The 26,044-nt window shown below is 57.3% G+C and carries 23 protein-coding genes; 17 read left to right on the plus strand and 6 right to left on the minus strand.

Going from position 1 to position 26,044, the window contains the following annotated elements; all coding sequences use genetic code 11:
* The first annotated feature begins 71 nt into the window (after positions 1 to 71).
* From minD to sbcB, 3 genes are all read left to right on the plus strand, one after another.
* Complete coding sequence (minD, locus tag QHL1GM_RS15320) at positions 72 to 890, plus strand: septum site-determining protein MinD (RefSeq protein ID WP_040479443.1); 819 nt, start codon at positions 72 to 74, stop codon at positions 888 to 890.
* Positions 887 to 1,138, plus strand: a complete 252-nt coding sequence (minE, locus tag QHL1GM_RS15325; RefSeq protein WP_007111776.1) for a cell division topological specificity factor MinE — start codon at positions 887 to 889, stop codon at positions 1,136 to 1,138. The genes minD and minE overlap by 4 nt, the downstream gene beginning before the upstream one ends.
* A gap of 94 nt (positions 1,139 to 1,232) precedes the next feature.
* Positions 1,233 to 2,726: an exodeoxyribonuclease I gene (gene sbcB, locus QHL1GM_RS15330; RefSeq protein ID WP_071695233.1), complete on the plus strand. Its 1,494-nt coding sequence runs from the start codon at positions 1,233 to 1,235 to the stop codon at positions 2,724 to 2,726.
* Between the two features lie 130 nt (positions 2,727 to 2,856).
* Here the strand turns inward: sbcB and QHL1GM_RS15335 are convergent, their stop codons facing one another.
* Positions 2,857 to 5,712, minus strand: a complete 2,856-nt coding sequence (locus QHL1GM_RS15335; protein ID WP_071695234.1) for an insulinase family protein — start codon at positions 5,710 to 5,712, stop codon at positions 2,857 to 2,859.
* Positions 5,712 to 6,398, minus strand: a complete 687-nt coding sequence (locus QHL1GM_RS15340; protein WP_071695235.1) for an SOS response-associated peptidase — start codon at positions 6,396 to 6,398, stop codon at positions 5,712 to 5,714. The genes QHL1GM_RS15335 and QHL1GM_RS15340 overlap by 1 nt, the downstream gene beginning before the upstream one ends.
* A gap of 191 nt (positions 6,399 to 6,589) precedes the next feature.
* On the opposite strand from QHL1GM_RS15340, the gene QHL1GM_RS15345 reads away from it, so the two are divergent.
* On the plus strand, positions 6,590 to 7,204 hold the full coding sequence (locus QHL1GM_RS15345; protein WP_071695236.1) for a TetR/AcrR family transcriptional regulator: 615 nt from the start codon (positions 6,590 to 6,592) through the stop codon (positions 7,202 to 7,204).
* Complete coding sequence (locus QHL1GM_RS15350) at positions 7,201 to 7,863, plus strand: 1-acyl-sn-glycerol-3-phosphate acyltransferase (RefSeq protein WP_071695237.1); 663 nt, start codon at positions 7,201 to 7,203, stop codon at positions 7,861 to 7,863. Before QHL1GM_RS15345 ends, QHL1GM_RS15350 begins: the two co-directional genes overlap by 4 nt.
* A 15-nt stretch (positions 7,864 to 7,878) precedes the next feature.
* On the opposite strand, the gene QHL1GM_RS15355 is transcribed toward QHL1GM_RS15350, so the two are convergent.
* Together QHL1GM_RS15355 and ccsA are read right to left on the minus strand one after the other, a co-directional pair.
* Positions 7,879 to 9,153 carry an HlyC/CorC family transporter gene (locus tag QHL1GM_RS15355; protein ID WP_009288263.1) on the minus strand — a complete coding sequence of 425 codons (1,275 nt, stop codon included), beginning with the start codon at positions 9,151 to 9,153 and terminating at the stop codon, positions 7,879 to 7,881.
* A 104-nt stretch (positions 9,154 to 9,257) separates the two neighbouring features.
* Positions 9,258 to 10,055, minus strand: a complete 798-nt coding sequence (ccsA, locus tag QHL1GM_RS15360) for an inner membrane protein YpjD (protein WP_071695238.1) — start codon at positions 10,053 to 10,055, stop codon at positions 9,258 to 9,260.
* 246 nt (positions 10,056 to 10,301) lie between these two features.
* Here ccsA and ffh point away from each other — a divergent pair, with 246 nt between their 5' ends.
* From ffh to QHL1GM_RS15415, 11 genes are all read left to right on the plus strand, one after another.
* Positions 10,302 to 11,729, plus strand: coding sequence for a signal recognition particle protein (gene ffh, locus QHL1GM_RS15365; protein WP_071695239.1), 1,428 nt, complete (start codon positions 10,302 to 10,304; stop codon positions 11,727 to 11,729).
* Positions 11,730 to 11,986: 257 nt separating this feature from the next.
* Entirely contained in the window at positions 11,987 to 12,235 is a 249-nt protein-coding gene (gene rpsP / locus QHL1GM_RS15370) for a 30S ribosomal protein S16 (protein ID WP_007111767.1), read from the plus strand.
* Between the two features lie 75 nt (positions 12,236 to 12,310).
* Positions 12,311 to 12,856, plus strand: coding sequence for a ribosome maturation factor RimM (gene rimM / locus QHL1GM_RS15375; protein WP_071695240.1), 546 nt, complete (start codon positions 12,311 to 12,313; stop codon positions 12,854 to 12,856).
* Between the two features lie 101 nt (positions 12,857 to 12,957).
* Complete coding sequence (trmD, locus tag QHL1GM_RS15380) at positions 12,958 to 13,719, plus strand: tRNA (guanosine(37)-N1)-methyltransferase TrmD (RefSeq protein WP_071696020.1); 762 nt, start codon at positions 12,958 to 12,960, stop codon at positions 13,717 to 13,719.
* A gap of 142 nt (positions 13,720 to 13,861) precedes the next feature.
* On the plus strand, positions 13,862 to 14,218 hold the full coding sequence (gene rplS, locus QHL1GM_RS15385) for a 50S ribosomal protein L19 (RefSeq protein ID WP_008958726.1): 357 nt from the start codon (positions 13,862 to 13,864) through the stop codon (positions 14,216 to 14,218).
* Positions 14,219 to 14,350: 132 nt separating this feature from the next.
* Entirely contained in the window at positions 14,351 to 15,232 is an 882-nt protein-coding gene (xerD, locus tag QHL1GM_RS15390) for a site-specific tyrosine recombinase XerD (RefSeq protein ID WP_071695241.1), read from the plus strand.
* Positions 15,207 to 16,010: a DsbC family protein gene (locus QHL1GM_RS15395; protein ID WP_071695242.1), complete on the plus strand. Its 804-nt coding sequence runs from the start codon at positions 15,207 to 15,209 to the stop codon at positions 16,008 to 16,010. The genes xerD and QHL1GM_RS15395 overlap by 26 nt, the downstream gene beginning before the upstream one ends.
* Before the next feature lie 110 nt (positions 16,011 to 16,120).
* Positions 16,121 to 17,437, plus strand: a complete 1,317-nt coding sequence (locus tag QHL1GM_RS15400; RefSeq protein WP_071695243.1) for a homoserine dehydrogenase — start codon at positions 16,121 to 16,123, stop codon at positions 17,435 to 17,437.
* 6 nt (positions 17,438 to 17,443) lie between these two features.
* Complete coding sequence (thrC, locus tag QHL1GM_RS15405) at positions 17,444 to 18,832, plus strand: threonine synthase (protein WP_071695244.1); 1,389 nt, start codon at positions 17,444 to 17,446, stop codon at positions 18,830 to 18,832.
* A gap of 7 nt (positions 18,833 to 18,839) precedes the next feature.
* Entirely contained in the window at positions 18,840 to 20,651 is a 1,812-nt protein-coding gene (locus QHL1GM_RS15410) for a DHH family phosphoesterase (RefSeq protein WP_071695245.1), read from the plus strand.
* Between the two features lie 45 nt (positions 20,652 to 20,696).
* On the plus strand, positions 20,697 to 21,326 hold the full coding sequence (locus tag QHL1GM_RS15415) for a YitT family protein (RefSeq protein WP_035564950.1): 630 nt from the start codon (positions 20,697 to 20,699) through the stop codon (positions 21,324 to 21,326).
* Between the two features lie 74 nt (positions 21,327 to 21,400).
* Here QHL1GM_RS15415 and QHL1GM_RS15420 read toward each other — a convergent pair whose 3' ends face one another.
* Together QHL1GM_RS15420 and QHL1GM_RS15425 are read right to left on the minus strand one after the other, a co-directional pair.
* Positions 21,401 to 23,959, minus strand: coding sequence for a heavy metal translocating P-type ATPase (locus tag QHL1GM_RS15420; protein WP_071695246.1), 2,559 nt, complete (start codon positions 23,957 to 23,959; stop codon positions 21,401 to 21,403).
* Positions 23,956 to 24,384 carry a MerR family DNA-binding protein gene (locus QHL1GM_RS15425; RefSeq protein WP_071695247.1) on the minus strand — a complete coding sequence of 143 codons (429 nt, stop codon included), beginning with the start codon at positions 24,382 to 24,384 and terminating at the stop codon, positions 23,956 to 23,958. The genes QHL1GM_RS15420 and QHL1GM_RS15425 overlap by 4 nt, the downstream gene beginning before the upstream one ends.
* A 266-nt stretch (positions 24,385 to 24,650) precedes the next feature.
* Here QHL1GM_RS15425 and QHL1GM_RS15430 point away from each other — a divergent pair, with 266 nt between their 5' ends.
* Positions 24,651 to 25,988, plus strand: a complete 1,338-nt coding sequence (locus QHL1GM_RS15430) for an OmpP1/FadL family transporter (protein WP_071695248.1) — start codon at positions 24,651 to 24,653, stop codon at positions 25,986 to 25,988.
* The last annotated feature ends 56 nt before the right edge of the window (positions 25,989 to 26,044 follow it).

The following is a 26,044-nucleotide window of genomic DNA, read 5'->3' on the forward strand; positions in this document are numbered from 1 at the left end:
ACGTTCCCGTTATGCGCAGAGCGCCTACTGACTCGCGCTCGCGACGAACGACTTCAAGAAGGAAGTGACTTTTGGCCAAGATAATTGTAGTGACCTCTGGTAAAGGAGGGGTCGGTAAAACCACCAGTGCTGCAGCAATCTCCACAGGGCTTGCGCTGCGGGGTAAAAAAACAGTCGTAATCGATTTTGATGTGGGCCTGCGTAATCTCGATCTCATCATGGGCTGCGAACGACGTGTAGTGTATGACTTAGTCAATGTGATTCAAGGCGAGGCGGGGCTTAATCAAGCGCTGATTCGCGATAAGCGCGTCGAAAATTTATTTATTTTGCCAGCTTCCCAAACCCGCGATAAAGATGCCCTGACCCAAGAGGGTGTCGCGGAGATTTTGGAGAAGTTGAAAGAAGATTTCGATTTCATTCTTTGCGATTCACCTGCAGGTATTGAGCGCGGTGCGCAGTTGGCCATGTACTTTGCCGATGAGGCGATTGTGGTCACCAATCCTGAAGTATCGTCAGTGCGCGACTCCGACCGTATTTTGGGGCTGCTGGCTTCCAAAACCCGGCGTGCAGAGCAGGGCGATGATCCCATCAAAGAGCACCTGTTGGTGACTCGCTATAACCCCGAGCGCGTTACTTCCGGTGATATGCTGACGCTCGACGATATACGCGAAATTTTGGCGATTAACTTGCTGGGCTTAATTCCTGAGTCGGAAGCCGTGCTACGTGCATCGAACCAGGGTGTGCCGGTAACCCACGACATCTCCAGCGATGCGGGCCAAGCCTACAGCGATACGGTATCGCGCTTGCTCGGTGAGGACATGCCGTTGCGTTTTCACGAGCTGCAGCGTAAAGGCCTGCTTAGCCGTATGTTTGGGGGGGCGCGCCGATGAAATTACTGGAGTTCTTGAAGCGTGAGCGCAGGAAATCTGCCTCGGTAGCCAAAGAACGTTTGCAAATCATTGTGGCACATCAGCGTAGTCAGCGCGGCCAGCCCGACTATATGCCGATGCTTGAGCGCGAACTGCTTGAGGTGATTCGTCGTTACGTACACGTGGACGATGACGCCATTCAAATTTCCTTGGACAGCGAAGACAACTGCTCTGTGCTGGAGCTTAACGTTACGCTTCCCAAGAGCTGAGCTCCTTGCCTAAGTTCAACAACTGAAGACGGGGCGAAAGAGGCGGTGGGTGTGCTAGGCTTGGGCTTTTCATTGCCGAGCGGAGTGTTTATTCATGGCGCCACCCAATGCTGCCCCTGTCAGTTTCCTCTGGCATGACTATGAAACCTTTGGGGCGGATCCGCGCCGCGATCGGCCCGCTCAGTTCGCAGCCCTGCGCACCGATGCTGATCTGAACGAGATCGGCGAGCCGATCGAACTCTACTGCAAACCCGCCGATGATTACCTGCCTCATCCTGCCGCCTGTTTGATTACCGGCATTACCCCTCAAAAAGCTCAACGCCATGGTCTTCCCGAAGCAGAGTTCGCGGGCGAGATTCAGCGCCACATGAGTGAGCCGGGCACCTGCGTGGTGGGTTACAACAGCCTGCGCTTTGATGACGAAGTCTCCCGCCATCTGTTTTACCGCAATTTGCTCGACCCTTATTCCCGCGAGTGGCAAAACGGCAATTCGCGCTGGGATTTGATCGATATTGTGCGCGCCTTTTATGCACTGCGTCCTGATGGCATTGAGTGGCCGCTGCGCGAAGACGGCGCGCCCAGCTTCAAGCTCGAGCACTTAACCGCGGCGAACGGGATTGCCCATGAGGGTGCCCACGATGCGGTAGCCGATGTACGGGCTACGATCGCGCTGGCCCGCTTGCTCAAGGCGCGCAATGCGAAGCTGTTCGACTATCTACTCGGTCTGCGCGGTAAGCGCGCGGTGGCTAAGCAGCTCGACTTGCCCAACGCCAAACCGCTGCTACATATTTCTCGCCGTTATCCCGCCAGCCGGGGCTGTAGTGCGTTAGTGATGCCGCTGGCCGAGCATCCGACAAACCCCAACGGGGTGATCGTTTACGATTTAAGCGTTGATCCCAGCGATATGCTCAGCATGTCGGCGGAGCAAATTCGTGAGCGCGTGTTTGTCAGCCAGCAGGATTTAACCGAAGGTGAGGCGCGTATTCCGCTTAAGGTGATCCATATCAACCGTTGCCCGGTGGTGTTTCCCGCCAGTGCTTTAAAAGACGTTGAGGGCCCCCAGCAGGGCGAGTACGGCGCCATCGTCGCGCGCTTAGGCTTGGACGTGATGGCCTGTCGGCAGCACTGGAAAACCCTGCGCGATGCCAGCGGTGTCGCCGCTAAGGTCGCAGAGGTGTTTAGTGCAGGTTACGACGATGCGCCGCAAGACCCTGACCTAATGCTCTACTCGGGCAGTTTCTTCTCCGCCGCCGACCGTCAGCAGATGGAACGGGTGCGGGAGATGGGGCCGTGGGATTTGGTAGGCCAGCGCTTTGCGTTTCAGGATCCGCGCTTGGAAGAGATGCTGTTTCGCTTTCGGGCGCGCAGTTACCCCGACACGTTGGAAGGCGAAGAGCGCGAGCAGTGGGAAGCGTTTCGTTGGATGCGGATCAATGATCCGGCCTTGGCGGGCTTTACGCTTAAGGCGTTTGCGCGGGAAATTGCTCAGTACAATCAGCAAACGCTCACTGATCGTGAGCGCCAGATTCTGGAAGAGCTGGTGATGTTTGTGGAAGCCATGATGCCGGCTCAAGCGTTTGACGCCTGAGGTGCTGAGTAAAAAAACCGGAACAGCTCTCTGCGGGGGCGCTATGAACCCCTCCCTGGGCGCTAAATTCGCCATCCATGGCGAATAACCCCCGCTTCAAGCTGATTCCGTTTGCTAGCTTCACGAGCTCTTATTTAGTTTTGGGCAGCGGCGAGCGCGCTTCACGATAAACGCTTACATCGCTGGGTTCGTCGCCGGGGTTGAAGCGTATGTCCAGGCTGTGTTCGCGCAGCGATGGCCATAGCGCCTGTATATTCTCAAGGCTCACGTTTAACACCAGCTCGGCCAGTTGGTCGCGGCGATCAAAGCGCACGTCTTCCATCGCAGTGGCTTGCCAGTAGCGGTTGGCCATGCCTGCAAGGCTGGTGTCGCGCTGGCGCAACTGGTCGTGAACTGCTTGGCGATAAGGCGCTAAGTCATCGTCGCTGAGTTGTTCAAGACGCTGGTTAGCCTCGTCGAGAAACACATCCATGCGTTCGGCAATGGTGCCGCTGTCTACGTCAGGTGATTGCACCATAAGGGCAATTCCTGGCGCTTCGAGCAGCGGCGAATAGCCGGCGTTAACGATGTAGCCGAGCTGCTGCTCGGTGCGCAGCTGCTGATAGAACGGCGTTTCCAGCCACTGGGCGATTACCGCGGTGGTGGCTTGCTCCTCTGGCGTCTGGTCGCGGCCTTGCAGATAGCGCAGAACCAAAGACTCATCCCGAGAGCTGTGGGGGTGCAGCACGCTGTGCTCTTCACTCACTGCAAGTGGGGTGAGGTTGGCAATATCGTTGCGGGTTAACCGCGGCTGGAGCTTGGCACGCATCATCTGTGTCTGTTCACGCGCCAGGTCAGCGTCCAGGTTGCCCACCGCCATGGCATCGACGTACAGGTCATCTAGAAAGCGTTGGCGAAAATCTTCCAAGTGACCACGGTCAAAGCGCTCGCTGGCGGCAAGCAGCTCAGCGGTAGACCACTGTGGTGTGAGGAGGGCTTCGCCTAAGGTGCGGCTGGCTTGACCGGTAAGCGACGCCTGGGGCGCGTTGCGCCACTCGCGCTGCAGCTGGTAACGCACCCGCTCGAAAGCACTGCCGGAGATCTCTGCGTGCGCTAATTGCTCAAGGGCTTGCTCAATCAGCGGGGTTTGGCCATCACGCCAGCCTGAGAAAGAGAGCGTCATGCCCCTGGCATGGGGGTAGGCGCTAAATGATTGCCCTGCCAGCCACGCTGGGTAGAGAGACTCATTCAAACTGTCGTTGAGCCAACTGGCGAGCAGCCGAGTGAGCACTGCTTCGTGGGCGGAGTAGCTGGCGGTGGGGCTTTGCAGGCTGACCCGCCACTCAACTTTGGGAGTGTTAAAGCGCTCATCCTGCATATGCCAAGCGGTAAACGATGGCGTATTGACCAGCAGGCTGGGATGCTCATCCTGGCCTTCCAACAGCGTCAGGTCGCTGGCAATAAAGGGGTTGGGCCCCGGGAGTACCAAACCGCTCAGGGTCTGGCCCGGCTGGTTGGGCACTTGCTCTTCCCACTGGGTATTGAACCACGGCGAGACAGTGTCGCTTTCGATATCCGGTGCTGAATAGAAGCGCAGCATGTTATCCGGCGTTAAAGCGTCAAGATAAACCTGCTGGCGCTCTGCATCGGGGCCATCCATGCGGTAGGCCGCGTACTGCACGTCCTCTACCGGGTAGCGAGATAGGCTCATAGAAAGGCGAGTGGCTTCCTGCTGTGGAGCGCCATGCTGCTGGAAGCGGAAGGCCTGCTCATTGAGTTTTGCCTGCTCTTCGTAGCGCCATTCGGCGAGACCGTCGTTGCGCAGTTGCTCAATGGCGGCAAACAAGGAGGCTTCAATATCATCCAAGCGCTCGGCGCCTGCAGGCGTCAGGCTGATGGAGATAGTGAATAGCGCTTCGTTGCCATCGCCGCGGCCTACTCCGGCGGAAAGCCCATCCGCCAGTCCAGCATCGCGCAGTACCGCTAACAGGCTGCCATCACCCTCGTCACCGAGTAGGTGGGCGATAAGCTGCGTCGGTTTCGTGCGATAGTCATCCGTAGGGTCGGGTACCGGGAAGTAGAAGCGTAATTGACGACGATCCTGCAGCGACTGGCGCTCGATATAGCGGGGCAGAGTGTCGTCGTCCACCAACGGCGCATCGATGGTGGGCGCGCTTAAGTCGTTGTCGGGAATATCGGCAAAGCGCTCGGCTACCCACTCCTCAAGCGTATCGAGCGGCTGTGGCGCCACAATCGCCAGGTTCATCACATTGGCGTCGTAATGCTGGTGATAAAAATCGATGACCCGCTCGCGTAGCGTTGCCTCGCTTTCAGGCGGGCTAGCTAAGGTTTCCCGGCTACCCACGGCAAACCCGGTGGTGGGGTTGTGGGGGTTGAGCAGTTGGTTGAGCACATCGTTTTCGCGCCGGGACTCATCACGAATACGCGCCATATACTCCGAGTGAACGATATTGCGTTCGCTCTCCAAGCGGTCGGCGTTAAACAGCGGTGAGAGGAAAAATTCGCTGAAACGATCCAGTGCACCCGGCAGTGCCGACGGCTCAATATCAAAAAAGTAATTGGTATCCTGCTGTGCGGTAAAAGCGTTGTGAGAGCCCGCGTTGTTGGATATATAGCGCTGGTAGGCATCGGACTCGGGGTAGGGTTCGGTGCCTAAAAACAGCATGTGCTCTAGAAAGTGCGCTAACCCCTGAAGGTCATCGGGATCGTGGGCGCTACCTACTCGCACATTCATCGACGCCGCCGCCTTGTCCGCTTCCGGGTCGCTGACCAGCAGCACATTGAGGCCGTTCTCTAGCGTCAAAACCCGGTAGTCGCGGCTGTCATAGGGGCTAATGATCGGGGTGACTGTCTCAGCAATGGCATCGGCAACGGCGTCATCGGTGGCGGCGAAGGCCAGCGGCGTTAACGCGATGCTGGCGATAACGCCAATCAGTGCGCACTGCGGGAAAACACGCCAGCGGGTTAAGCAAGAGGATCGCAACATTACAGCTCCTGTGGCACGGCCCAACGCAGCATCGACCCGGTAGGATGGGCGCAAGCCGGTGACTGGTAGGCGGGATTATTGACATGTTTAGATACCGGAAAAGCGCCCAACAGTTCCAGCGGAGCGGGCGTTAAAAGCGAATTAAGCGTTTCGGCATCGGTATTTGGATTGAGCCAAGCGGATAATGCATGGCTGGGTATAGTGACCGGCAAGCGGTCGGTTAACGGCGATAGCAGCAGATTGGCGGGCACGGTGATCAGGGCAGCAGAATCGGTGAACGCCGTTAACGTGGTGTGGTAGCGACACCACAGTGCGCCCAACAGCAGCGGCGCTCGGGATACTTGTGTAACTAAATAAGGCTGCTTGCTGCGCGCCTGGGTTTTCCATACATAGAAACCGCTCACCGGAATAACGCAGCGGCGCGCGCTAAAGGCATCGCGAAACATCGCACGTGATTCAAGGGTTTCGGCCCGGGCGCAGTGGGGGGCGTGATCCAGCACCTCCAGCCAGGGCGGTGTCAGGCCCCAGAAAAGCGATGAGAGCCGGTACTGCCCTTGCTCTAAGCGAATCGCTGAGATTGGCCGACGAGGCGCTAGGTTAGGCGACTCAATCAACGGTTCAGGAGTGGCTAGCGTCGGCAATAAACGGGTTAGCGGTAAGTTTTGAACATGCAGTCGCCCCGTCATAGCTATCTCCTTAAGCAGAATCGTCGTGGAAGTGTACCTGGATGGCGGGGGACTTCGCGCAATAAAGCACGAAATGTAGCGTTTTAGTGTCGAAAACAGTGTTCGATGTAAGGTATCCTATCGTATCCCTTGCTCCCGCTAAAGCGCAGTGAGGCTTCCTCCTTGTTTGCCGTTGACCTTAAGAGATCGCCATGGCCCGTCCTAGACAGCATGCGCCCGATGCCCTCCACTCGCAGGTCATGCACGCTTGTGATGAGTGGTTGGCTGAGCAGCCAGTCCATGGTCTCTCACTGCGTGCCCTGGCCAGAGAGGTCGGTTGCGCTCCCAGCACCCTACTGAAGCTATATGGCAGCTTCAATAACTTATTGCAGCACGTCAATGTGGAAACCTTGGCGCGTTTACAGCACACCATTACCAGTCTGAGCGACGATGACCCCGAGCCCTGGCTGCGCGCTCTGGCGCTAGCCTACTGGCGGTTCGCCGAGCAGGACTGCTATCGCTGGCATCTGCTGTTTGATTACCCGCTGGCCCAAGAGGGTGAACTTGATCAGCGCCAGAGCGATTTGATCGAAGCGCTGTTTACCCAAGTGGAAGCGTCGCTTAAATCCTACCAGCCGGCGCTGGGTGATCTTGAGGCACGCCGTTTGGGGCGCACGCTGTGGGGTAGCGTTCACGGGCTAGTCCAGCTTGGGCTGAATGAACGGTTGGGCTATTGGCAGGGTCAGCAGTTGAAAGTGGATGAGCTGTTGGATCAACTGATGAGCACCATTCTGGCCGGCTTGCGCCATCGCGAGGCGGCGACGTGACTGGGGTCACTGCGGCGCGCCAGGTGCTGCGCTGGATAATTTTGGTTTCGATGCGCCTCTGCTACCGGCTTCAGGTGCATGGGCGTGAGCATATCCCCCAGCAGGGGGCTGCGCTGGTGGTGTGTAACCACGTCAGTTTTATGGACGCTTTGGTGCTCGGTGGTGCTAGCCCCAGGCCTTTGCGTTTTGTCATGGACCAGCCGATTTTTGACTCGCCCTGGCTTAAGTGGTGGTTTCAGCTGGTTGGCGCAATCCCTATTGAATCTGAGCGGCGAAGCCCTGGCGCCCTTCGGCGCGCCCTGGATGACGTAAGCGCAGCGCTGCGCCAAGGGCAGGTTGTGATGGTCTTTCCTGAGGGGCGATTAACTCCAGATGGCGAGATTCACGCCTTCCGACGCGGCTTAGAGGCCATTCTCGCTCGCGACGATGTGCCGGTGATTCCGGCAGGGTTAGCAGGCTTGTGGGGATCGTGGACCTCTCACCATGATGGCAAGGCGCTAAAGAAGTGCCCTAAGCGCTTTCGGGCACCGGTGAGCCTGCATTTTGGGCCCCCACTCAACCGCCTGGACGCCGATGATATAGCGCTGCGGCGGTTTCTCGAAGCGCGGGTTAGGGCGCTAAAAGCGGCGGCTGATCAGGATCTGTCCAACCGCCGTTAACTCGCTTGTCACTGACTAGCGGCGTGGCGCCCGCAGCTTTTGCCAGCAGCGCGCTGAGGTAATGAGATTATCGCGAATCTCCAGAATCTCCATGCGCATATTGCCAATCTGTAGGCACGCCGGGCCTTCTGGAAAGGCTTCGAGGTGCTCAAGAATGAGTCCATTGAGCGTTTTGGGGCCATCGGTAGGCAGCTGCCAGCCGAGCATCTTGTTAATCTCACGAATATTGGCGGTGCCTTCAATCACATGGCTGCCGTCATCCTGCTGGTGAATCTCTTCATCTTCAGAGACATCGGTGGTGAACTCGCCGACGATCTCTTCCAGAATATCTTCCAGGGTGACCAAGCCCTCTACGTCGCCGTACTCATCCACCACAATGCCGATGCGCCGTTTCTGCTTCTGAAAATTGAGCAGTTGGGTATGTAGCGGTGTGGACTCAGGAATGAAGTAGGGCTCCCGTGCCTCTTGAACAATTGAGGCCTTGGTAACTTCGTCCCGAGATAGAAAGCGCGCCGCGTTGCGCAGATGCAGCATGCCGATAATATTATTGATATCGCCTTTATAAACCGGCAGCCGGGTGTGCTGGCTGGTGCGAATTTGGGTCAAAATATCTTCCAGCGAATCATCCAGGTCGATACCCAGCACTTCGTGGCGCGGCACCATGATGTCGTTCACGGTGACGTTTTCAAGGTCGAGAATCGACAGCAACATCGCCCGGTGGCGGTAGGGGATCAGCGTGCCTGCCTCGTGAACCACCGTGCGCAGCTCATCACGTGTCAGGCTGTCGCCCCCGTTATCAACGCTTTTAACGCCTACCAGCCGGAGCAGACCGTTAGACATCACGTTAACCAACCATACCAGCGGGTAAAGCAGCTTTAGCAATGGCTCAAGGGCGTAAGACGTAGGATAGGCAATCCGCTCGGGCTTGATAGCCGCGTAGGTCTTGGGCGTGACTTCCGCAAAGATCAAAATGGTAATGGTCAGCAGGGCGGTAGATATTGCAGGCCCAGATACGTCGCCGAAGAAGTGAATGGCGATAATGGTGGCAATTGAGGCAGCCAGGTTGTTAACGAAGTTGTTGCCGATCAGGATAACGCCGATAAGGCGGTCTGGGCGGGTGAGCAGGCGCATGACCCGTTTGGCTCTGCGGTCACCGCTATTGGCCTGATGGCTCAAGCGGTAGCGGTTAATCGACATCATGCCGGTTTCAGAGCTGGAGAAAAACGCAGAAAGCAGTATCAGTAAGGCTAGCAGGCCGAACAGTAACCCCAGGGGGAAGTCGTCGCTCAAGTCGAAAAGTCCTTTGTGGCGGATTAGGCTCGATTTGTAGAAGGTAGCGAGTGGTGTGTCAAGACAACCAAAGGCGTGGTCACGCCCGGTTAGCGGTTGAGCCGTTATCGGTTGAGCAGTATCTCAAGTACAAACTTACTGCCAAAGTAGGCCAGCACCAGCAGGCCGCAGCCGCCCAGTGTCCAGCGCACGGCACGCATGCCGCGCCAACCAAAGCGGTAACGGCCAATCAGAAGCGTTGTGAAGATTATCCAAGCGAGCAGTGACAGCACGGTTTTATGCGCCAAATGCTGGGCGAAAAAGTTGTCCAGAAAAATAAGCCCGCTCGCGATGGAGAGCGTCAATAAAATAATGCCCGCCCACACCAGCTCAAACAGTACCCGTTCCATCGTGGTCAGCGGCGGTAACGACTGCACAATGCCGCGAATGTGATGATGGCGCAGCGCCTGGTTCTGCAGGCCGACTAGCACAGCTTGGGCGGCGGCAATCGCCAGTACGGCAAACGCCAGGGCAGAACTTACCGCATGTAATAAAATGCCCGGAGTCAGGCCAGTATGGCCGCCTTGGTTTGGCAGCCACGTGGCGGCGATTAACGCAATGCCCGCCAGCGGGAAGAGTGCAATTCCGGCGTTCAGCACCGGTTTAAACAGGCTGGCTACCAGCACGACGTTGACCGCGACCGCCATCAGCAGCGTGGCGCTGGTGGTGAAGCCGGGCAGCAGGCCAGGGGATTGGCTGACTAATTTAACCACCACAGGAATGTGCATCAGTAAGCCCAACACGGCGAGCAAACGGACCATGCCCTGGCGTGGGGGCACACGCCGGAACAGCGTCATGCCCTGCCAAATGGCAGCGGCGACATAAAGAATAAAAGCAATCGTGGCGAAAGGGAGCGCCTGCATGATGCTATCCGTGCGCCTTGCAGCGCGTTGCTGTGAATAAATAAACGAATTAAGTGTGATTACGACGAGAATCTATCCAACTACTATAACTAATCCAAGCGGCGTCGCCCAGCAGGGTGGGCGTACGAAAATAGCCATGGGTGCTGAATGCACCCCATGGAGACTCGAGGCGTGAGCGCGTATAATCGCTCCACTATCAGTCCAGGGCGTGCGCGCCAACGGCAGTGACGGAGGCAGAGAGGCCCCATGTTCCAGAATCTAAGCGAGCGTCTTTCCCAGACGTTAAAGTCGATTAAGGGTCAGGCTCGCCTGACCGACGACAATATTAAAGATACCCTGCGCGAAGTACGCCGCGCACTGCTTGAGGCCGACGTAGCACTGCCGGTCATCAAGGAGTTTATCGAACGCGTGCGCGAGCGGGCGGTCGGGCAGGAAGTGTCTAAAAGCCTGTCGCCAGGCCAGCAGTTCGTCAAAATCGTCCAGCAAGAGCTGGAAGCGATTATGGGTGAAGCCAACGACGGCTTTGTGCTCAAGGGCTCTCCCGCCGTTGTGTTGATGGCCGGTCTACAGGGCGCGGGTAAAACCACCTCTGTGGCCAAACTGGCCCGCTACTTACGCGAACGCGAGAAGAAGAAAGTATTAGTAGTGTCTGCCGACGTCTATCGCCCGGCGGCCATCGACCAGCTTGAAACCCTCGCCAAAGAGGTTGAGGTAGATTTCTTCCCCTCACGCTCTGACCAGCAGCCGGTCGCCATTGCCGAAGCGGCTATTAAGCACGCCAAGATCCAGTTCCACGATGTGGTTCTGATCGATACCGCCGGTCGTCTGGCGATTGATGAAGCCATGATGGCGGAGATCCAAGCGCTGCATAAAGCGGTCTCGCCTCAAGAAACGTTGTTTGTCGTCGACGCGATGACCGGCCAGGATGCTGCCAACACCGCTAAGGCGTTCAGTGAAGCGCTGCCGCTAACCGGTGTGATCCTGACCAAAGCCGACGGTGATGCCCGCGGCGGTGCGGCGCTTTCAGTGCGTCACATTACCGGTAAGCCAATCAAGTTCATGGGTGTCGGCGAGAAAGTCGACGCCCTGGAGCCCTTCCACCCAGACCGGGTCGCCTCGCGCATCTTGGGCATGGGCGACATGCTGTCGCTGATCGAGGAAGCCGAGCGCACCGTCGATAAGTCCAAAGCCGAGAAGTTGGCCAAAAAGGTCAAGAAGGGTGACGGATTTGACCTGGAAGATTTTCGCGACCAGCTCCAGCAGCTCAAGAAAATGGGCGGTATGGGCGGCCTGATGGGCAAGTTGCCGGGTATGGGGCAGATGGCCGAGATGGCCCAAGGCCCCGGCCCCGAGAAAGAACTGGGCAAGCTGGAAGCGTTGATCAACTCCATGACGCCCAAAGAGCGCCGCAAGCCCGATATTATCAACGGCTCGCGCAAACGCCGCATTGCCTCGGGTGCTGGTCTGCAAGTGCCTGACCTTAATCGTCTGCTCAAGCAGCATAAACAGATGCAGAAAATGATGAAGAAGGCGGGCCAGAAGGGCGGTATGCAGAAAATGATGCGCGGCATGTCAGGCATGATGGGCGGCGGTGGCCCGGGTGGGCCCGGCGGAATGGGTGGCCCTGGTGGCATGGGTGGTATGGGTGGCCCAGGCGGATTGCCCCGGCGCTAAGGCACCCATAGTAAAGTGCTGATGCGCTTGGTGAGGTTGACGGCCTATCAGTTTTCTGGCTGTCAGGCTTTCCAAGCCGAGCGCATTTGCGTAGAATGCGGCCTCTTCATGCGTGGGTGTTGCGTAAAAGCGCGTTAATCGCGGTGGCAGCGCCTATTCAATGAAGGCCTTTATAAGCATGTAGCACGACGAGTGTTCCGATAGCGGTAAGCGCTATAAACACACTCTCGTAACCTCAACCGAAGGATAGTTATCGTATGGTTACCATTCGTTTGGCCCGTGGTGGCGCCAAGAAGCGTCCCTTTTACCACCTGACCGTTACCGACTCGCGTAACGCTCGCGACGGTCGTTTCATCGAGCGTATCGGCTTCTTCAACCCGGTTGCCCGTGGTCAGGAAGAGCGTCTGCGCGTTGACCTAGACCGCGTTGTTCACTGGCAGAGCCAAGGCGCCCAGCTGTCTGGTCGTGTTGCTGAGCTGGTAAAAGAAGCACGCAAACAGGCCTAAGCCTGCTTTTGAGTCTTGTTGTCTGAGACTTGTTGCGTGAGAAAGAAAGTGAGTGCTGGGTAGCCGAGGTCGTCGATGACGCGTTTTGAAATAAGCCAAACTGACGACACGCATGTGGTGCTAGGCAAGCTGACTAGCCCTTATGGGGTGAAAGGTTGGCTCAAGGTGTACTCCTACACTAGCCCAATGGACAGCATTCTTGAGTACCCGGAATGGTGGGTGCGCCAAGGTGAAACCCTGAAGCGCATTAGCATTGTTCAGGGTCGTCGGCAGGGCAAAGGATTAGTGGTGCAGCTTGAAGGGGTCGATGACCGTAGTGCGGCGGAAGCATTAGCCCAAACGGACATTTTGATGCCCAAAGAGGCGCTACCTGAGCTTTCTGACGATGAGTATTATTGGCATGAGCTTGAAGGCATGGCGGTCTTCACTCAGGCCGGCGAACGGCTAGGACGGGTAAGCTACCTGTTTGAAACCGGCGCCAACGATGTCATGGTAGTTCGCGGCGATTCTGAGTCAATCGACAAGCGCGAGCGACTGCTGCCATTTTTGCCAGACGACGTCATTATCGAAATCAGTTCCCAAGAGGGCCGCATGGTCGTCGACTGGGATCCTGAGTTTTGACCAAACTTATGAACAGTTTGAGTAATGATGCATCTACCGACTCACCAGAGCCGGATAGTGGCAATGCACCGGAAACGGAGAGCGAAGCAGCAGCGCCTGCCATGTGGATTGGAGTAGTCTCGTTGTTTCCCGAGATGTTCGACGCGCTAACGCAACAAGGCGTGATCGGCAGAGCGGTAGAGAAACAGCGTATCGCGTTGGAGTTTTGGAATCCGCGGGATTACGCCACTGACCGCCACCGTAGCGTCGATGACCGCCCCTATGGCGGTGGTCCAGGCATGTTGATGAAAGTCGACACCCTACGCGCAGCGATCTTTGCAGCCCGGGAACGGGCGCAGAAAGCCACCGGCTTAGTGCCGACGGTGATCTACCTCTCGCCCCAGGGGCGTAAGCTGGATCAGCAGGGCGTTCAAGCACTGGCTTCCGCCGGGCCTTTAGTGGTCGTGGCAGGGCGCTATGAAGGCATTGATGAACGCGTGGTGGAGAGTGACATCGATGAAGAGTGGTCGATTGGCGACTATGTGTTGAGCGGCGGTGAGCTGCCAGCAATGGTGCTGATTGATGCAGCGGCAAGGCTGATTCCCGGCGTGCTGGGCCATCAGGACTCCGCTGTCGAAGACTCGTTTAATGACGGTCTGTTAGACTGCCCGCACTATACCCGTCCCGAAGTCATTGACGGGCGCCAAGTGCCAGATGTGCTGTTAAGCGGTAATCATGCAGCCATCAAGCGCTGGCGGTTAAAGCAGTCGCTAGGCCGTACATGGCAGCGTCGTCCGGATCTGTTGGAAGGGCGGCCGTTAGATGCCGAACAGCGCAAGCTGTTGAACGAGTTTATCGAGGAACACGCTCTGTCCACTAATTAGGCCAGAGCGGCGGTGCAGGGCGAAAAAGCGCACCTGTGTCACCCATAACGACTCCCGCGTAGCTCGTTTCGAGCGCCGGGATCACGGCTTCCGCCACCCATGATTGAGCGGTCAAGCCAACACGTTATTCAGGAGTATGATGATGAGCAGCAAAAGCAAAGTGATCCAGGCGATCGAATCTGAGCAAATGGGCAAGGAAATTCCTGCCTTTGCCCCCGGCGATACCATTGTCGTTCAGGTAAAAGTAAAAGAAGGTACTCGTGAGCGTCTGCAGGCGTTTGAAGGTGTGGTCATCGGTAAGCGTAACCGTGGCCTGAACTCCGCTTTCACCGTGCGTAAAATTTCTCACGGCGTTGGTGTAGAGCGTACTTTCCAGACCTACAGCCCGCTGGTTGACTCAATCGAAGTCAAGCGTCGCGGTGACGTGCGTCAAGCCAAGCTTTACTACCTGCGCGAGCGCAGCGGTCGTTCTGCACGTATCAAGGAAAAGTTGGCTTAAACCGCCACTGTTCCCAAGGCGAGCGCGGTACTTTGATCTGCGTCTCGCCTGGATACCAAGACCCCGTCACCGCTTTGCGGGGCGGGGTTTTGTTTATGCCGCTCAATAAAAGCGACTGGAGGTGCCTAACGTATGAGCGTTATTGATGCTTTTTTGGATGCTCTCTGGCTTGAGCAGGGCGCCAGTGATCATACGTTATCCGCCTATCGGCGTGACTTAACCGCCTGGCAAAGTCACCTGGAGAGCCACGGTGAAGCCCTCTTGGCACCGCCGCCCGAGCGCCTTAGTGAGTGGTTGGCCAGCCGCCGAGAGGAAGGCTATCAACTGCGCAGCAATGCCCGGCTGCTGTCGACGCTGCGAAGCTTTTACCGCTGGGGGCGTCTTAATAACCAAGTGACGAGCGACCCGCTCACCGACATCAAGCTGCCGCGTGTCATCCCCGGCTTGCCTAATACGTTGGAAGAGGACGAAGTAGAGCGCCTGCTGTTAGCGCCAGATACCGATACGCCGCTGGGTGTTCGTGACCGCGCCATGCTGGAGCTGCTTTACGCCTGCGGTTTGCGGGTGTCTGAGCTGGTAGGGCTCACCGGCGATGCGGTCAACCTGCGCCAAAACGTGGTGCGGGTGCGCGGTAAAGGCGATAAAGACCGCTTGGTGCCCATGGGTGAAGAGGCGGCAGATTGGCTGGCGCACTATATGCAGACCGCTCGGCTGGCGCTGATGAGCGACCCCACACGCCCGGCGCTGTTTCCAGGCCGGGGCGACAAAGCCATGACTCGGCAAACGTTTTGGCACCGGATTAAGGTGCATGCAATAACGGCAGGGATTACCCGCCCACTGTCGCCACATACGCTTCGCCATGCATTTGCCACCCATTTATTGAATCATGGGGCCAATTTGCGGGTCGTACAGCTGCTGCTAGGTCATAGTGATCTGTCGACGACCCAAATTTATACCCATGTAGCCCAGGCCCGCTTGGAAAGCCTACATGCAGAACATCACCCACGAGGTTAAATTGAAGATGCGTCAACGCCGTTTTGTAACTCTACCTTTACTAACACCTTTCTCAATGCTGGCGTGTTTGCTAACCGCCAGCCTGTTACCTTCTGCTGCCCAGGCTGACGACGTGGCAGATCGACTGGCTGACTCACTTAGCGTCAATGGCCAGTCGATGCCCGTGGAAGCGGTCACCGAAACACCGATGGATGGCGTTTATCACGTACGGTTGGAGAGCGGCGAATCGTTTTATACCAATGCAGACGGCAGTCACTTCCTGGTCGGCGACCTATATGAAAATGCGCCCGATGGGTTGGTCAATTTAACCGAGCAAGAGCAGAACCAAGAGCGTGCCGATGCGCTGGCGGCAGTACCTGAAAGTGAGCGAGTGATCTTCCGCGGAGCTGATGAGCCGAAGGCTACCATCACGGTGTTTACCGATCCTAGCTGCCCTTACTGCGCACGTTTGCACGACACTATTCCGGAATTGAATGAACGCGGCATTGCCGTTCACTACTTGGCGTTTCCTCGCGCGGGTATGGGAAGCCAAGCCGCTACAACACTGCAGCAGGTATGGTGCTCGGATAACCGTAGCGAAGCGATGACCCAAGCCAAGGAAGGAGAAGCTATTTCCAGCGCAGCAAGCTGCGACAATCCTGTGGCGGGGCAGTATGATCTGGGTAAGGCGCTGGGCGTACAGGGTACGCCAGCGATTATTTTGCCCAATGGGCAGCTAGTGCCGGGTTTTGTGCCCCCTGAGCGACTCTCCGCCATGTTAGGCTTGGATGACGAATAACGTCACATTAAAAGATAATGCAAAACGCTGAGACACGGTCTTTAAGATCGTATTCAAAACCGTAATTAAGGCCAGCACCGCCAGGTGCACAACACGAAAGGGGAAGTATTTTGAAACCGGTAAGAGTAGGTATTTGTGGTCTAGGCACTGTCGGTGGCGGCACCTTTAACGTATTGACCCGCAACGCTGACGATATTTCGCGTCGTGCTGGCCGCCCTATTGTGATTGAGCAGGTTGCTCACCGCAGTATTCATCCTGACTGCGATATTACCGGCATCAATGCCACCTCCGATGTGTTTGAAGTCGCCACCAATCCCAATGTGGATGTCCTGGTGGAGCTAATTGGCGGTTACGATATCGCTCGCGAACTGGTGCTGACGGCGATCGCCAACGGCAAGCACGTGGTCACCGCCAACAAGGCGCTAATTGCGGTGCACGGTAACGAAATCTTCAAGGCCGCTCACGAAAAGGGCGTTATCGTGGCGTTTGAAGCCGCAGTCGCAGGCGGCATTCCGGTGATTAAGTCGCTACGCGAAGGCTTGGGTGCCAACCGTATCGAATGGGTGGCGGGGATTATCAACGGCACCGGCAACTATATTCTTACTCATATGCGCGATGAAGGCCGCGCCTTTGAAGACGTGCTCGCGGAAGCTCAGGCGTTGGGCTACGCCGAATCTGATCCCACCTTTGACGTGGAAGGCATCGACGCCGCGCACAAGCTGACGATTTTGGCCTCGATTGCTTACGGCGTGCCGCTCCAGTTTGAGAAAGCTTTTACTGAAGGCATTTCACGGATTACGTCTGAAGATATCGAGCAGGCCGATAATCTGGGCTACGTGATCAAGCACCTGGGTATCTCCAAACGCACCGATCAAGGCCTGGAGCTGCGCGTTCACCCCACGCTGATTCCCAAAGAGCGTCTACTGGCCAATGTACATGGCGTGAAAAATGCCATTGCGATCATGGGCGATGCCGTTGGGCCGACGCTTTACTACGGTGCTGGTGCGGGCGCAGAGCCGACTGCCTCAGCGGTCGTGGCCGATTTGCTCGACGTAGCGCGTGATATCTCCACCGATCACCACTACCGAGTGCCTTACCTGGCATTCAGCGGCATCGACGAAGATGTCACTCAACTGCCCATCATGCCGATGGAAGATATCATCACGGCGTACTACCTGCGTCTGCTGGCGGTAGACCGTCCCGGCGTGCTGGCACGAGTGGCAACGATTCTGGCTGAGCAGGGCATCTCTATCGAAGCGCTGATTCAGAAAGAGGCCACTGAGGGCGAACTGGTGCCGATCATTCTGCTGACGCATCGCACCAAAGAGAAACAGATGAACGAAGCGATCCGTGAAATTGAGTCGATGGCCGATATCGCCGGGCCGGTAACACGCATTCGCGTGGAAAGCCTGGACGAAGGGGAGTAAGACAAGATGCGCTATATCAGCACGCGTGGGCAGGCGCCCGCGCTCTCCTTTGAAGAGGTAGTACTCACCGGCATGGCCAGCGACGGCGGATTGTATGTGCCAGAGACGCTGCCGGAGTTTTCCCGTGAGGAGCTTGCCGATATGGCCGGGCTCTCCTACGCGGAAATAGCCTTTCGGGTGATGAAGCCGTTTGTGAACGGTGAGATCGACGATGCCACCTTCCGCAGCATCGTCACCGAGGCCTACGCGACCTTTAATCACGATGCGGTGCTGCCGCTCAAGCAGCTGGATGCTAACCACTTCCTGCTTGAGCAGTTCCATGGCCCGACCTTGGCGTTTAAAGATGTAGCGCTACAGCTGCTAGGCCGCCTGCTTGATCACTTCCTGAAAAAGCGCGGCGAGCGTGCGGTGATCATGGGTGCAACCTCCGGTGACACCGGCTCGGCGGCGATTGAGGGTTGTCGCCACTGCGACAACCTGGATATCTTTATCCTGCATCCGCATAACCGGGTCTCCGAAGTGCAGCGCCGTCAAATGACCTCGGTGCTGGCTAACAACGTTTTCAATATTGCTATCGAAGGTAACTTCGACGACGCCCAGGCGATGGTCAAGGCGAGCTTCGCCGACCAGACGTTCCTCAACGGTACCCGCTTGGTCGCGGTTAACTCGATCAACTGGGCGCGCATTATGGCGCAGATCGTTTACTACATCGCCTCCGGTGTTGCCCTGGGTGCGCCACACCGTGAGGTGAGCTTCTGCGTACCGTCGGCCAACTTCGGCAATGTGTTTGCGGGCTACATGGCCTATAAAATGGGGCTGCCGGTGAAGCAGTTCATCATCGCCACCAACGCCAACGACATTCTGCACCGCACGCTGGCCGCCAACGATTTCTCTAAAAAAGAGCTAGCGGCTACTTTAGCGCCCTCCATGGATATCGTAGTGTCGTCTAACTTTGAGCGCCTGCTGTTTGACGCCTACGACCGCGATGGCTTGGCCGTGGCGGCGCTGCTTGAGCGCTTCCAGCAGGAGCCCACGGCCTTGGCTGATGCACCGCTGGCCAAGCTGCGCGAGAAGTTCTCCAGCTACAGCGTGGACGATGCGACGATTCTGGAAGTGATCCGCGACGCCCATAAGCGCACCGGTGAAATGCTCGACCCGCACACCGCTACCGGCTATCGCGCTGCCGAGCGTGCCCGCGCTGATCAATCAACGCCGATGATAACCCTCGCCACTGCACATCCGGCTAAATTTGCCGAAGCCGTGGTGAAAGCGGGCTTCCTCGGTGTGCCGCTGCCGCCGCATATGGAAGACCTGATTGAGCGCGAAGAGCGTTACACGGTGCTCCCTGCGGAACTTGCCGCTGTGCAGCAGTACGTTGCGGAAAACCGGCGTTAACGTATCAATGGCCTCAGTGACCGATTTGCCCCATAGCACGCTGTCTGCTAGCACCACCAGACCGCGTTTAGAGCCTCGTCCGGTGGATGAGGCGCTGTATGCCCGTGCTCAAGCCGAAGGCTTAAGCGAACTGCAGGCACGGCTGCTGGCGTCCCGGTTACCCGGCTACAGCGGTGATCTGTTGCCGTTAATCTCACCTAGCCTGCGCTATCTGGCGCATCCCGAGAAGCTTGCGGACGGTAAGCGCGCCGCTGAACGTATCGCCCAGGCGGTGGCAGAAGGCGAAGCCATCGGTATTCTCACCGACTACGACGTGGATGGCATTACCTCCCACGTGGTGATCCGGCGCACGCTGGTGGAGCTGTTTGGGGTGCCGGAGGGCAAGCTGCACAGTTTGATTGGCCATCGTATTCACGACGGCTACGGCATCAGTCTGCCGCTGGTAGAGCGCACGCTGGCGCAAAAGCCTTTTCCCACCCTGGTCATCACCGCCGACTGCGGCAGCTCCGATGAGCCGCGTATCGCGCGATTAAAAGCGGCGGGTATCGATGTGGTGGTTAGCGACCACCACGCCCTGCCCATTGAGGGGCCGCCAAGCTCGGCATTCGCCTGCGTTAATCCCACCCGTGATGACTGTGAGTATCCCGACAAGACCATCGCCGGCTGTATGGTGGCGTGGCTGTTGATGTCACTGGCTCGCGGTGTGCTGATTGAGTGGGGGGCGCTATCAGAGTCGACGCCCAAGCTGTCGCCCTGGCTCTCCTACGTCGCCTTGGGCACCGTGGCTGACTGTGTATCATTGGGCGGCAGCCCCGCCAACCGCGCGGTGGTCAATCAAGGGTTAAAGCTGATCAACCGTATGGATGCGGCGTGCTGGCGCGCCATGGCCACGCGCTTAGGCGCTGACAGCGTGCCGTTTAATGCCGAGACGTTAGCGTTTCAGATGGGGCCGCGTATCAATGCCCGCTCTCGGCTGGACGACCCCTACGCAGCGCTGCACTTTATGCTGGCCGAGAACGATGGGGTCGCTAATCGCCAGCTCGACGTGCTGGATCAGGATAATCAGTCCCGCAAAGCGATTGAAGCCGATATGGCCGCCGAGGCGCGCACTCTGGCGGTAAGTGCGTTAACCGCCGATGAGCCCGCCGTGGTGGTGCTGCTGGAAGATGGCCACCCTGGCGTACAAGGCATCGTCGCCTCGCGGTTGGTGCAGGCCTACGGGCGTCCAGCGCTGGTGCTAACACAAGCTTCAGCACCGGGCATGCTAACCGGCTCCGGCCGTTCGATTGACGGGCTGCACCTGCGCGATGCCCTACAGCGCACCTTTGAGCTTGCTCCCCAGGCGTTACCGCGCTTTGGCGGCCATAGTGGCGCGGCAGGCGTGGGCGTGCCACGGGATCAGCTTGACGCCTTTAAAGCGGCTTTCTTGAGGGCAGTAGGCGAGCAGTTGGAGGGGCGAACACTCTATCCGCGCCTATGGACGGATGGCGAGCTCTCAACTGCGCAGCTTTCTCTGACCACCTTGCAAGAGATTGAAACCCTTGGCCCCTACGGTCGTGAATTCGACCCGCCGCTGTTTGAAGGCCGCTTTATTGTCGAGGCGCTGCGCCCGGTGGGTGCCGACGGCGCGCACCTGATGTTGGAGCTTTCCACTGGCCCGGTGACCTGTAAAGCGATCTGGTTTCGCGCTCTAACGCCGGGTGAACTGCCCGGTTTTAGCGTCGGCGATACGCTGCACTGTGCCTATAAGCTTAACCGCAACCGCTGGCGTGGCCGCGAGACGCTGCAGTTGATGGTCGAGCACGCCAGCCCAATTTAAGCGGTACATCGCATCATCTACTAACAATTTAAGTAAGGACGCCCTATGCGCGTGGAAGATTTACCCAAGGATCAGCATCGCCCCTATGAAGATGTGATGGCGATGCTGCTGGGCACGTTCTTTGTCGCGCTGGGAGTGACCTTTTACACCCATGCAGTGCTGCTAACCGGCAGTACGGCAGGCTTAGCGCTGCTGCTTAGCTATATGACCAGCAGCGTTACCGGTTGGGGCTTTGGGGTGTACTTTTTTGCCATTAACCTGCCGTTTTACTACTTGGCGGTGAAGCGGATGGGGTGGAGTTTTACCCTGCGCACCTTCGCCGCCATCGGCTTGGTATCGCTGTTTTCGGAGCTAACCCAAGGCTGGGTGCAGTTTGCCAGCGTGCCCTCCATCTACGCTGCCTTAATGGGCGGCGCGCTGATGGGAATCGGTATGCTGATGCTATTTCGCCACCGCACCAGCCTGGGCGGTATCAATATCCTCGCGCTCTACTTGCAGGATAAACACGGCCTGCGCGCAGGCTACGTGCAGCTCGCCATCGATGGCGTTATTCTGTTGATTGCGTTAACGCAGCTACCGCTGGATCGCGTGGGCTACTCAGTGCTGGGGGCACTGACACTCAACCTGATTATCGCCTTGAACCATAAGCCAGGGCGCTATATTGGAGTGAGCTAAAAACGTTTAGCCAAGCCAGAACCACCACACTATCAGCGCGATTAGGCCCAGGCCTGCCAAGTTGATCAATAAACTCATGAGGCGTCCTCCTGGCTGGCTTTCCATAGCCGCAAGCGGTTGGCATTACTCACCACGGTGATGGAAGAGAGTGACATGGCAGCGCCCGCTATCATCGGTGAAAGCAGCATGCCGGTGAGCGGGTAGAGCACCCCCGCCGCGATGGGAATACACAGTAGGTTGTAGCCAAAGGCGCCCACCAGGTTCTGTTTGATATTGCGCAGCGTGGCGCGGCTAATCTCGATCGCAGACGCCACCCCGTGCAGCGAGCCGCGCATTAGCGTGATGCCTGCGCTCTCAATGGCCACATCGGTGCCTTGGCCAATCGCAAAGCCCACATTCGCCCGGGCCAGCGCCGGGGCATCATTAATGCCATCGCCCACCATACCAACGATTTCTCCCGCCTTCTGGCGGCGCTCGATCTCGGCGTGCTTGTCCTCGGGTAACAGCCCTGCCCGAAACTCATCAATGCCCACTTCCTGGGCAATGGCTTTGGCGGTGTGCTCGTTATCGCCGGTTAACATAACGATGGTTAAGCCGTCTTTTTGCAGGCGCTTGATCGCGGCCACGGTGTCGTGGCGAAGCGGGTCGCTGATGCCAAACAGGGCGGCCAGTTTGCCATCCACCGCCAAGTACACCAGCGTGCGGGCCTGCTCCTCCAGGGCGCGGGCTTGCTCTTCACCTGCCTTGAGATCCACCCCTGCCTCGCTTAACAGACGCGCATTGCCCAGCAACAGCGCCTTGCCGTCGGCGGTTTGGGCTTTTACCCCGCCACCGGTCACGCTGTCGAAATCCTTAATCTCGGCAGGGTTGGCGTTGTGTTCCTCCGCGTAGGTCATTAGCGCCGCCGCCAGTGGGTGTTCGGAGCCGCGCTCCAGCGCGTTCACCAGCGCGAGTGCTGTGGATTGTTCCACGCCAAACATCTGCGCATCGGTAACGCTGGGCTTGCCCTGGGTGAGCGTGCCGGTCTTATCGACTACTAGCGTGGTCAGCTTGCTGGCGGTTTGCAGCGCCTCGCCGCTGCGTACCAGTACCCCATGCTCTGCCGCTTTACCGACGCCGATCATGGTCGAGATTGGCGTCGCCAGACCCAGCGCACAGGGGCAGGCAATAATCAGTACGGTGGTCGCCGTCACCAGCATATGGATCACCTGGGGAGCGGGCCCCAGGTTGAACCACACCAGGGCCGTCAATATGGCAATGATCATTACCGAAGGGACAAACACACTGGAGACCTGGTCGGCGAGCTCGCCAATCGGTGGGCGCGAGTTTTGGGCGCTCGCTACCTGTTCGGTAATCTGCCCCAGGCGAGTGTCGGCGCCCACCCGCGTGGCGCGATAGATCAAGCTGCCCTTGCCATTCACCGTGCCAGCGCTGACTTCATCCCCCGCGCTTTTGGCGATGGGAAGCGGCTCGCCGGTCAGCATCGATTCATCGATATGGCTTTGACCCTCAACGACCTCACCATCCACCGGTAAGCGCTCGCCAGGGCGCACTCGTACATGGTCGCCAGCACGCACCGCGTCAATATCCACTTCTTGCTCGTGACTGTCGCGAATCACCCGCGCGGTGCGGCTCTGCAGGTCAAGCAGACGCTTTAGCGCATTGCTGGTGCGGCCCCGGGCGCGTAGCTCCATGGCATTGCCGAGTAGGATCAGTCCGATCACCATGGCAGAGGCTTCAAAATAGATACCCTGAGCGACTTCGGGCAGCCATGGCGCAAACAGCACTACGGCCATGGAGTAGAGCCAGGCGGTGCCGGTACCCATGGCAACCAATGTATCCATATTGGCTTGGCGATGCCTAAACTGCTTCCAGGCGTTGACGAAAAAGTGCCGCCCTGGGAAGGCCATAATGCCCAGGGTTAATAGACCAATTACCAGCCAGTAGAGACGCCCTAACCCCATCGGGTGAGGGTGGAAAAAGAGCATGCTCACCATGAGCGGAATCGCCAGTGCCAACGAGATGGCGCTGCCGCGCAGCCGTTTTTGGTATGTCTTGGCATCCTGCTTTGCACGAGTGCGTTCGGCTTCCCGCATATCCACAATCGGTTCGGCGCCATAGCCAGCTGACTCAACGGCGGCGATTAACGCTTGGGTCTCGGCAATGCCAAACACCTGGGCGGAGTGGGTGCCAAAATTGACGCTGGCGGTGTCGACTCCCTCTGTGCGCTCTAGCGCTTTCTGAACGCTTTTGACGCAGCTGGCGCAGGTCATCCCGCTAATCACCAAGCGCTGCTTTTTGCCTTGCCCGTGAGAGTGGGGGCTTGAGCCTTTTTCAGCATCAGCGGGTGTTGCGATTTCTGGCTGTTGATCCGCTACATTCAGAGCAGCTTCGCCTGGCGGGTAGCCCGCCTCGGTCAAGCGTTGATCCAGCTCGGCGTCGGTTAGAGACGAAACAACCTCAAGGCGTTTTTCATTAGGCGTGCCGATCACATCGGCACTAGGGTCAACGCTTTGCACTGCCTCGCGCATACGCTTGACGCAGCCCTGGCAATTCATGCCAGGAATGGTTCGTGTGGTGGCTCCCTTGGCAGGGCTTTCGCTGGAGGCGGCTTCGGTAGAGGCGTCGCTCATGGGGTCTCCTTGGTAGACGTTGCGTCAGGAAAACTCTCGATCAGGCGGCACACGCTGTGGCCGTCTGGGGAGCCATCGGGCATATGCTGCCAACTGGTCAAAGCATGCTCCATACGCTCAGCCAGTGCTTCGAGCTCAGCAATACGCGCCCGTATCTGAGGCAAACGGCTAGCGAGTAGATCGCGGACTAACGGACACGGTGAGTCGCCTTGGTCTGCATGGGTCAGGATGTCGCGAATTTCCGCCACGCTAAAGCCTAGCTTTCGCGCCCGCTGGATAAACCGCAGCCGCTCTAAGTCGTTATCTGAAAATAGCTGATAGCCATTATCAGGGTGACGTTGCGGGGCAAGCAGCCGCTCACGAGCGTAGTGGCGAACGGTCTCCGCGGTAACCCCGCCACGTTTGGCAAGCTCGTTAACTTTCATAGCCTGTTCTCCCGACCGGTTAAATAGTCACTATTTAGTGTAGAACCTATGGGTTACCCATAGGTCAAGGGTGCCTTTGTTCAATAAGCCGAAATGACTAAAACACTGATTTAAAACGGGCGTGCGACTAATGTATAAGCCAGAAACGAAATAAAACGAACGTTTGCCCTTGATCCTTTGGCCCAGTTGCGAGAAAACTGTCATGTGAAAAATAACGAAGGTGGATCTTCGGTATCCACTGGATCATCCGGGAATAGAGACCAACTATGAATAATAAATTTAATAAGCTTACCCTGGCCGCTGCAATTACGGCCGCCTTCGCCAGCCAAGCCCATGCGGGCGGGTATCAAATCAATGAGCAGAGCGTGAGTGGGCAGGGCTACGGCCACGCCGGGCGTAGCTCCAATATTAATGACGCTTCGATTGTCTATGGCAACCCTGCGGGTATGTCGTTTTTAGACCGTGCACAGATTACGGCGGGTGGGACTTACTTAAATGTTAATTCTGATATAGATAATGTCTCTTCAAGCCGCTCTTTGGAAACACAAGCAGGCTCACTGCCACTCGGCTCGGTGGAGGGAAGCAATGAAGGTGACATGGTGCCGGGAACATTAATTCCGTTTGCCTTTTATGCTCAGCCCGTCAACGAACAGTTGGCCTTTGGTTTCGGTGTCTATGCACCTTTTGGCTCCAATACCGACTACGAGGACAGCTTCGAGGGGCGTAATCAGGGTAATTACACCGAGGTGAAGGTGATGACGGCTCAGCCAACGGTCTCTTACCGTTTTAATGAGCAGTGGTCCGTTGGTGCCGGCGTTACTTACAACCGCGTTGAGGGGGAGCTTCATCGGCAGGTACCTACTGTTCTTGGACAGGCGGCTGATGGCTCTCTAATTAGTACTGAAGTAGATTCCCGTGTTGAGGGTGATGACGAAGCTTGGGGCTATAACTTGGGGGTAATCTACCAGCCAGTGCCCGAAACAACGTTAGGTTTAACTTATCGATCAAAAGTTGATTTCAACCTCGAAGGTGGCTTTACTGCGAGCTCGCCAGTTTTAGATCAACTGGGGATCGGTACGCAAACGGATACTGCCGCTCTAGATTTAACAACGCCTGAAACGGTGAATTTCTCTTTAACACAGCAAATGACTGACCGCCTTAAACTGATGTTTGGTGCATCCTGGGCACGTTGGAGCCGTTTCGACCAAATCTTGGTGACTGGCAGTGAGCGCCCTGAAATTACCAATGAGCAGCAGAACTATTCTAATGCTTGGGCGTTTTCAACCGGCGGAGAGTATCAGTTGACACCTCAATTAGCTCTGCGAGCAGGGGTGACTCTTGATTTTACGCCTACCCAAGATGCTACTCGTAGCGTGCGAATCCCTTCCGATGATCGGCGTATTTTCTCCATTGGCGCCGGTTGGAGCCCCACACCAGATCTAACACTGGATTTGGCTTACTCCTACTTGACTGAGCGTGGTACATCTGTTGATCAAACTAAGACAGATCCGCGTATGGGCGCCCCTAGTATTACGTCATCCTACTCTGCCGACTACAAAAACGAAGCTCACGGTTTCGGCGCGCAGCTAACCTACCGCTTCTAAGCTCTAGAAAGCCAGAACCCAATGAAACCCGGCCATTGCCGGGTTTTTTATTACCT

The sequence above is a fragment of the Halomonas sp. QHL1 genome (assembly GCF_001882345.1).
Taxonomy (GTDB): Bacteria; Pseudomonadota; Gammaproteobacteria; order Pseudomonadales; family Halomonadaceae; genus Vreelandella.

Bases quoted from the DNA above. Each gene is read 5' to 3' on its own strand.
- minE (WP_007111776.1), top strand. From the start codon at position 887: ATGAAATTACTGGAGTTCTTGAAGCGTGAGCGCAGGAAATCTGCCTCG.
- sbcB (WP_071695233.1), top strand. From the start codon at position 1,233: ATGGCGCCACCCAATGCTGCCCCTGTCAGTTTCCTCTGGCATGACTAT.
- QHL1GM_RS15335 (WP_071695234.1), bottom strand. From the start codon at position 5,712: ATGTTGCGATCCTCTTGCTTAACCCGCTGGCGTGTTTTCCCGCAGTGC.
- QHL1GM_RS15340 (WP_071695235.1), bottom strand. From the start codon at position 6,398: ATGACGGGGCGACTGCATGTTCAAAACTTACCGCTAACCCGTTTATTG.
- QHL1GM_RS15345 (WP_071695236.1), top strand. From the start codon at position 6,590: ATGGCCCGTCCTAGACAGCATGCGCCCGATGCCCTCCACTCGCAGGTC.
- ccsA (WP_071695238.1), bottom strand. From the start codon at position 10,055: ATGCAGGCGCTCCCTTTCGCCACGATTGCTTTTATTCTTTATGTCGCC.
- ffh (WP_071695239.1), top strand. From the start codon at position 10,302: ATGTTCCAGAATCTAAGCGAGCGTCTTTCCCAGACGTTAAAGTCGATT.
- rpsP (WP_007111767.1), top strand. From the start codon at position 11,987: ATGGTTACCATTCGTTTGGCCCGTGGTGGCGCCAAGAAGCGTCCCTTT.
- rimM (WP_071695240.1), top strand. From the start codon at position 12,311: ATGACGCGTTTTGAAATAAGCCAAACTGACGACACGCATGTGGTGCTA.
- trmD (WP_071696020.1), top strand. From the start codon at position 12,958: ATGTGGATTGGAGTAGTCTCGTTGTTTCCCGAGATGTTCGACGCGCTA.
- rplS (WP_008958726.1), top strand. From the start codon at position 13,862: ATGAGCAGCAAAAGCAAAGTGATCCAGGCGATCGAATCTGAGCAAATG.
- xerD (WP_071695241.1), top strand. From the start codon at position 14,351: ATGAGCGTTATTGATGCTTTTTTGGATGCTCTCTGGCTTGAGCAGGGC.
- QHL1GM_RS15395 (WP_071695242.1), top strand. From the start codon at position 15,207: ATGCAGAACATCACCCACGAGGTTAAATTGAAGATGCGTCAACGCCGT.
- thrC (WP_071695244.1), top strand. From the start codon at position 17,444: ATGCGCTATATCAGCACGCGTGGGCAGGCGCCCGCGCTCTCCTTTGAA.
- QHL1GM_RS15410 (WP_071695245.1), top strand. From the start codon at position 18,840: ATGGCCTCAGTGACCGATTTGCCCCATAGCACGCTGTCTGCTAGCACC.
- QHL1GM_RS15415 (WP_035564950.1), top strand. From the start codon at position 20,697: ATGCGCGTGGAAGATTTACCCAAGGATCAGCATCGCCCCTATGAAGAT.
- QHL1GM_RS15420 (WP_071695246.1), bottom strand. From the start codon at position 23,959: ATGAGCGACGCCTCTACCGAAGCCGCCTCCAGCGAAAGCCCTGCCAAG.
- QHL1GM_RS15425 (WP_071695247.1), bottom strand. From the start codon at position 24,384: ATGAAAGTTAACGAGCTTGCCAAACGTGGCGGGGTTACCGCGGAGACC.
- QHL1GM_RS15430 (WP_071695248.1), top strand. From the start codon at position 24,651: ATGAATAATAAATTTAATAAGCTTACCCTGGCCGCTGCAATTACGGCC.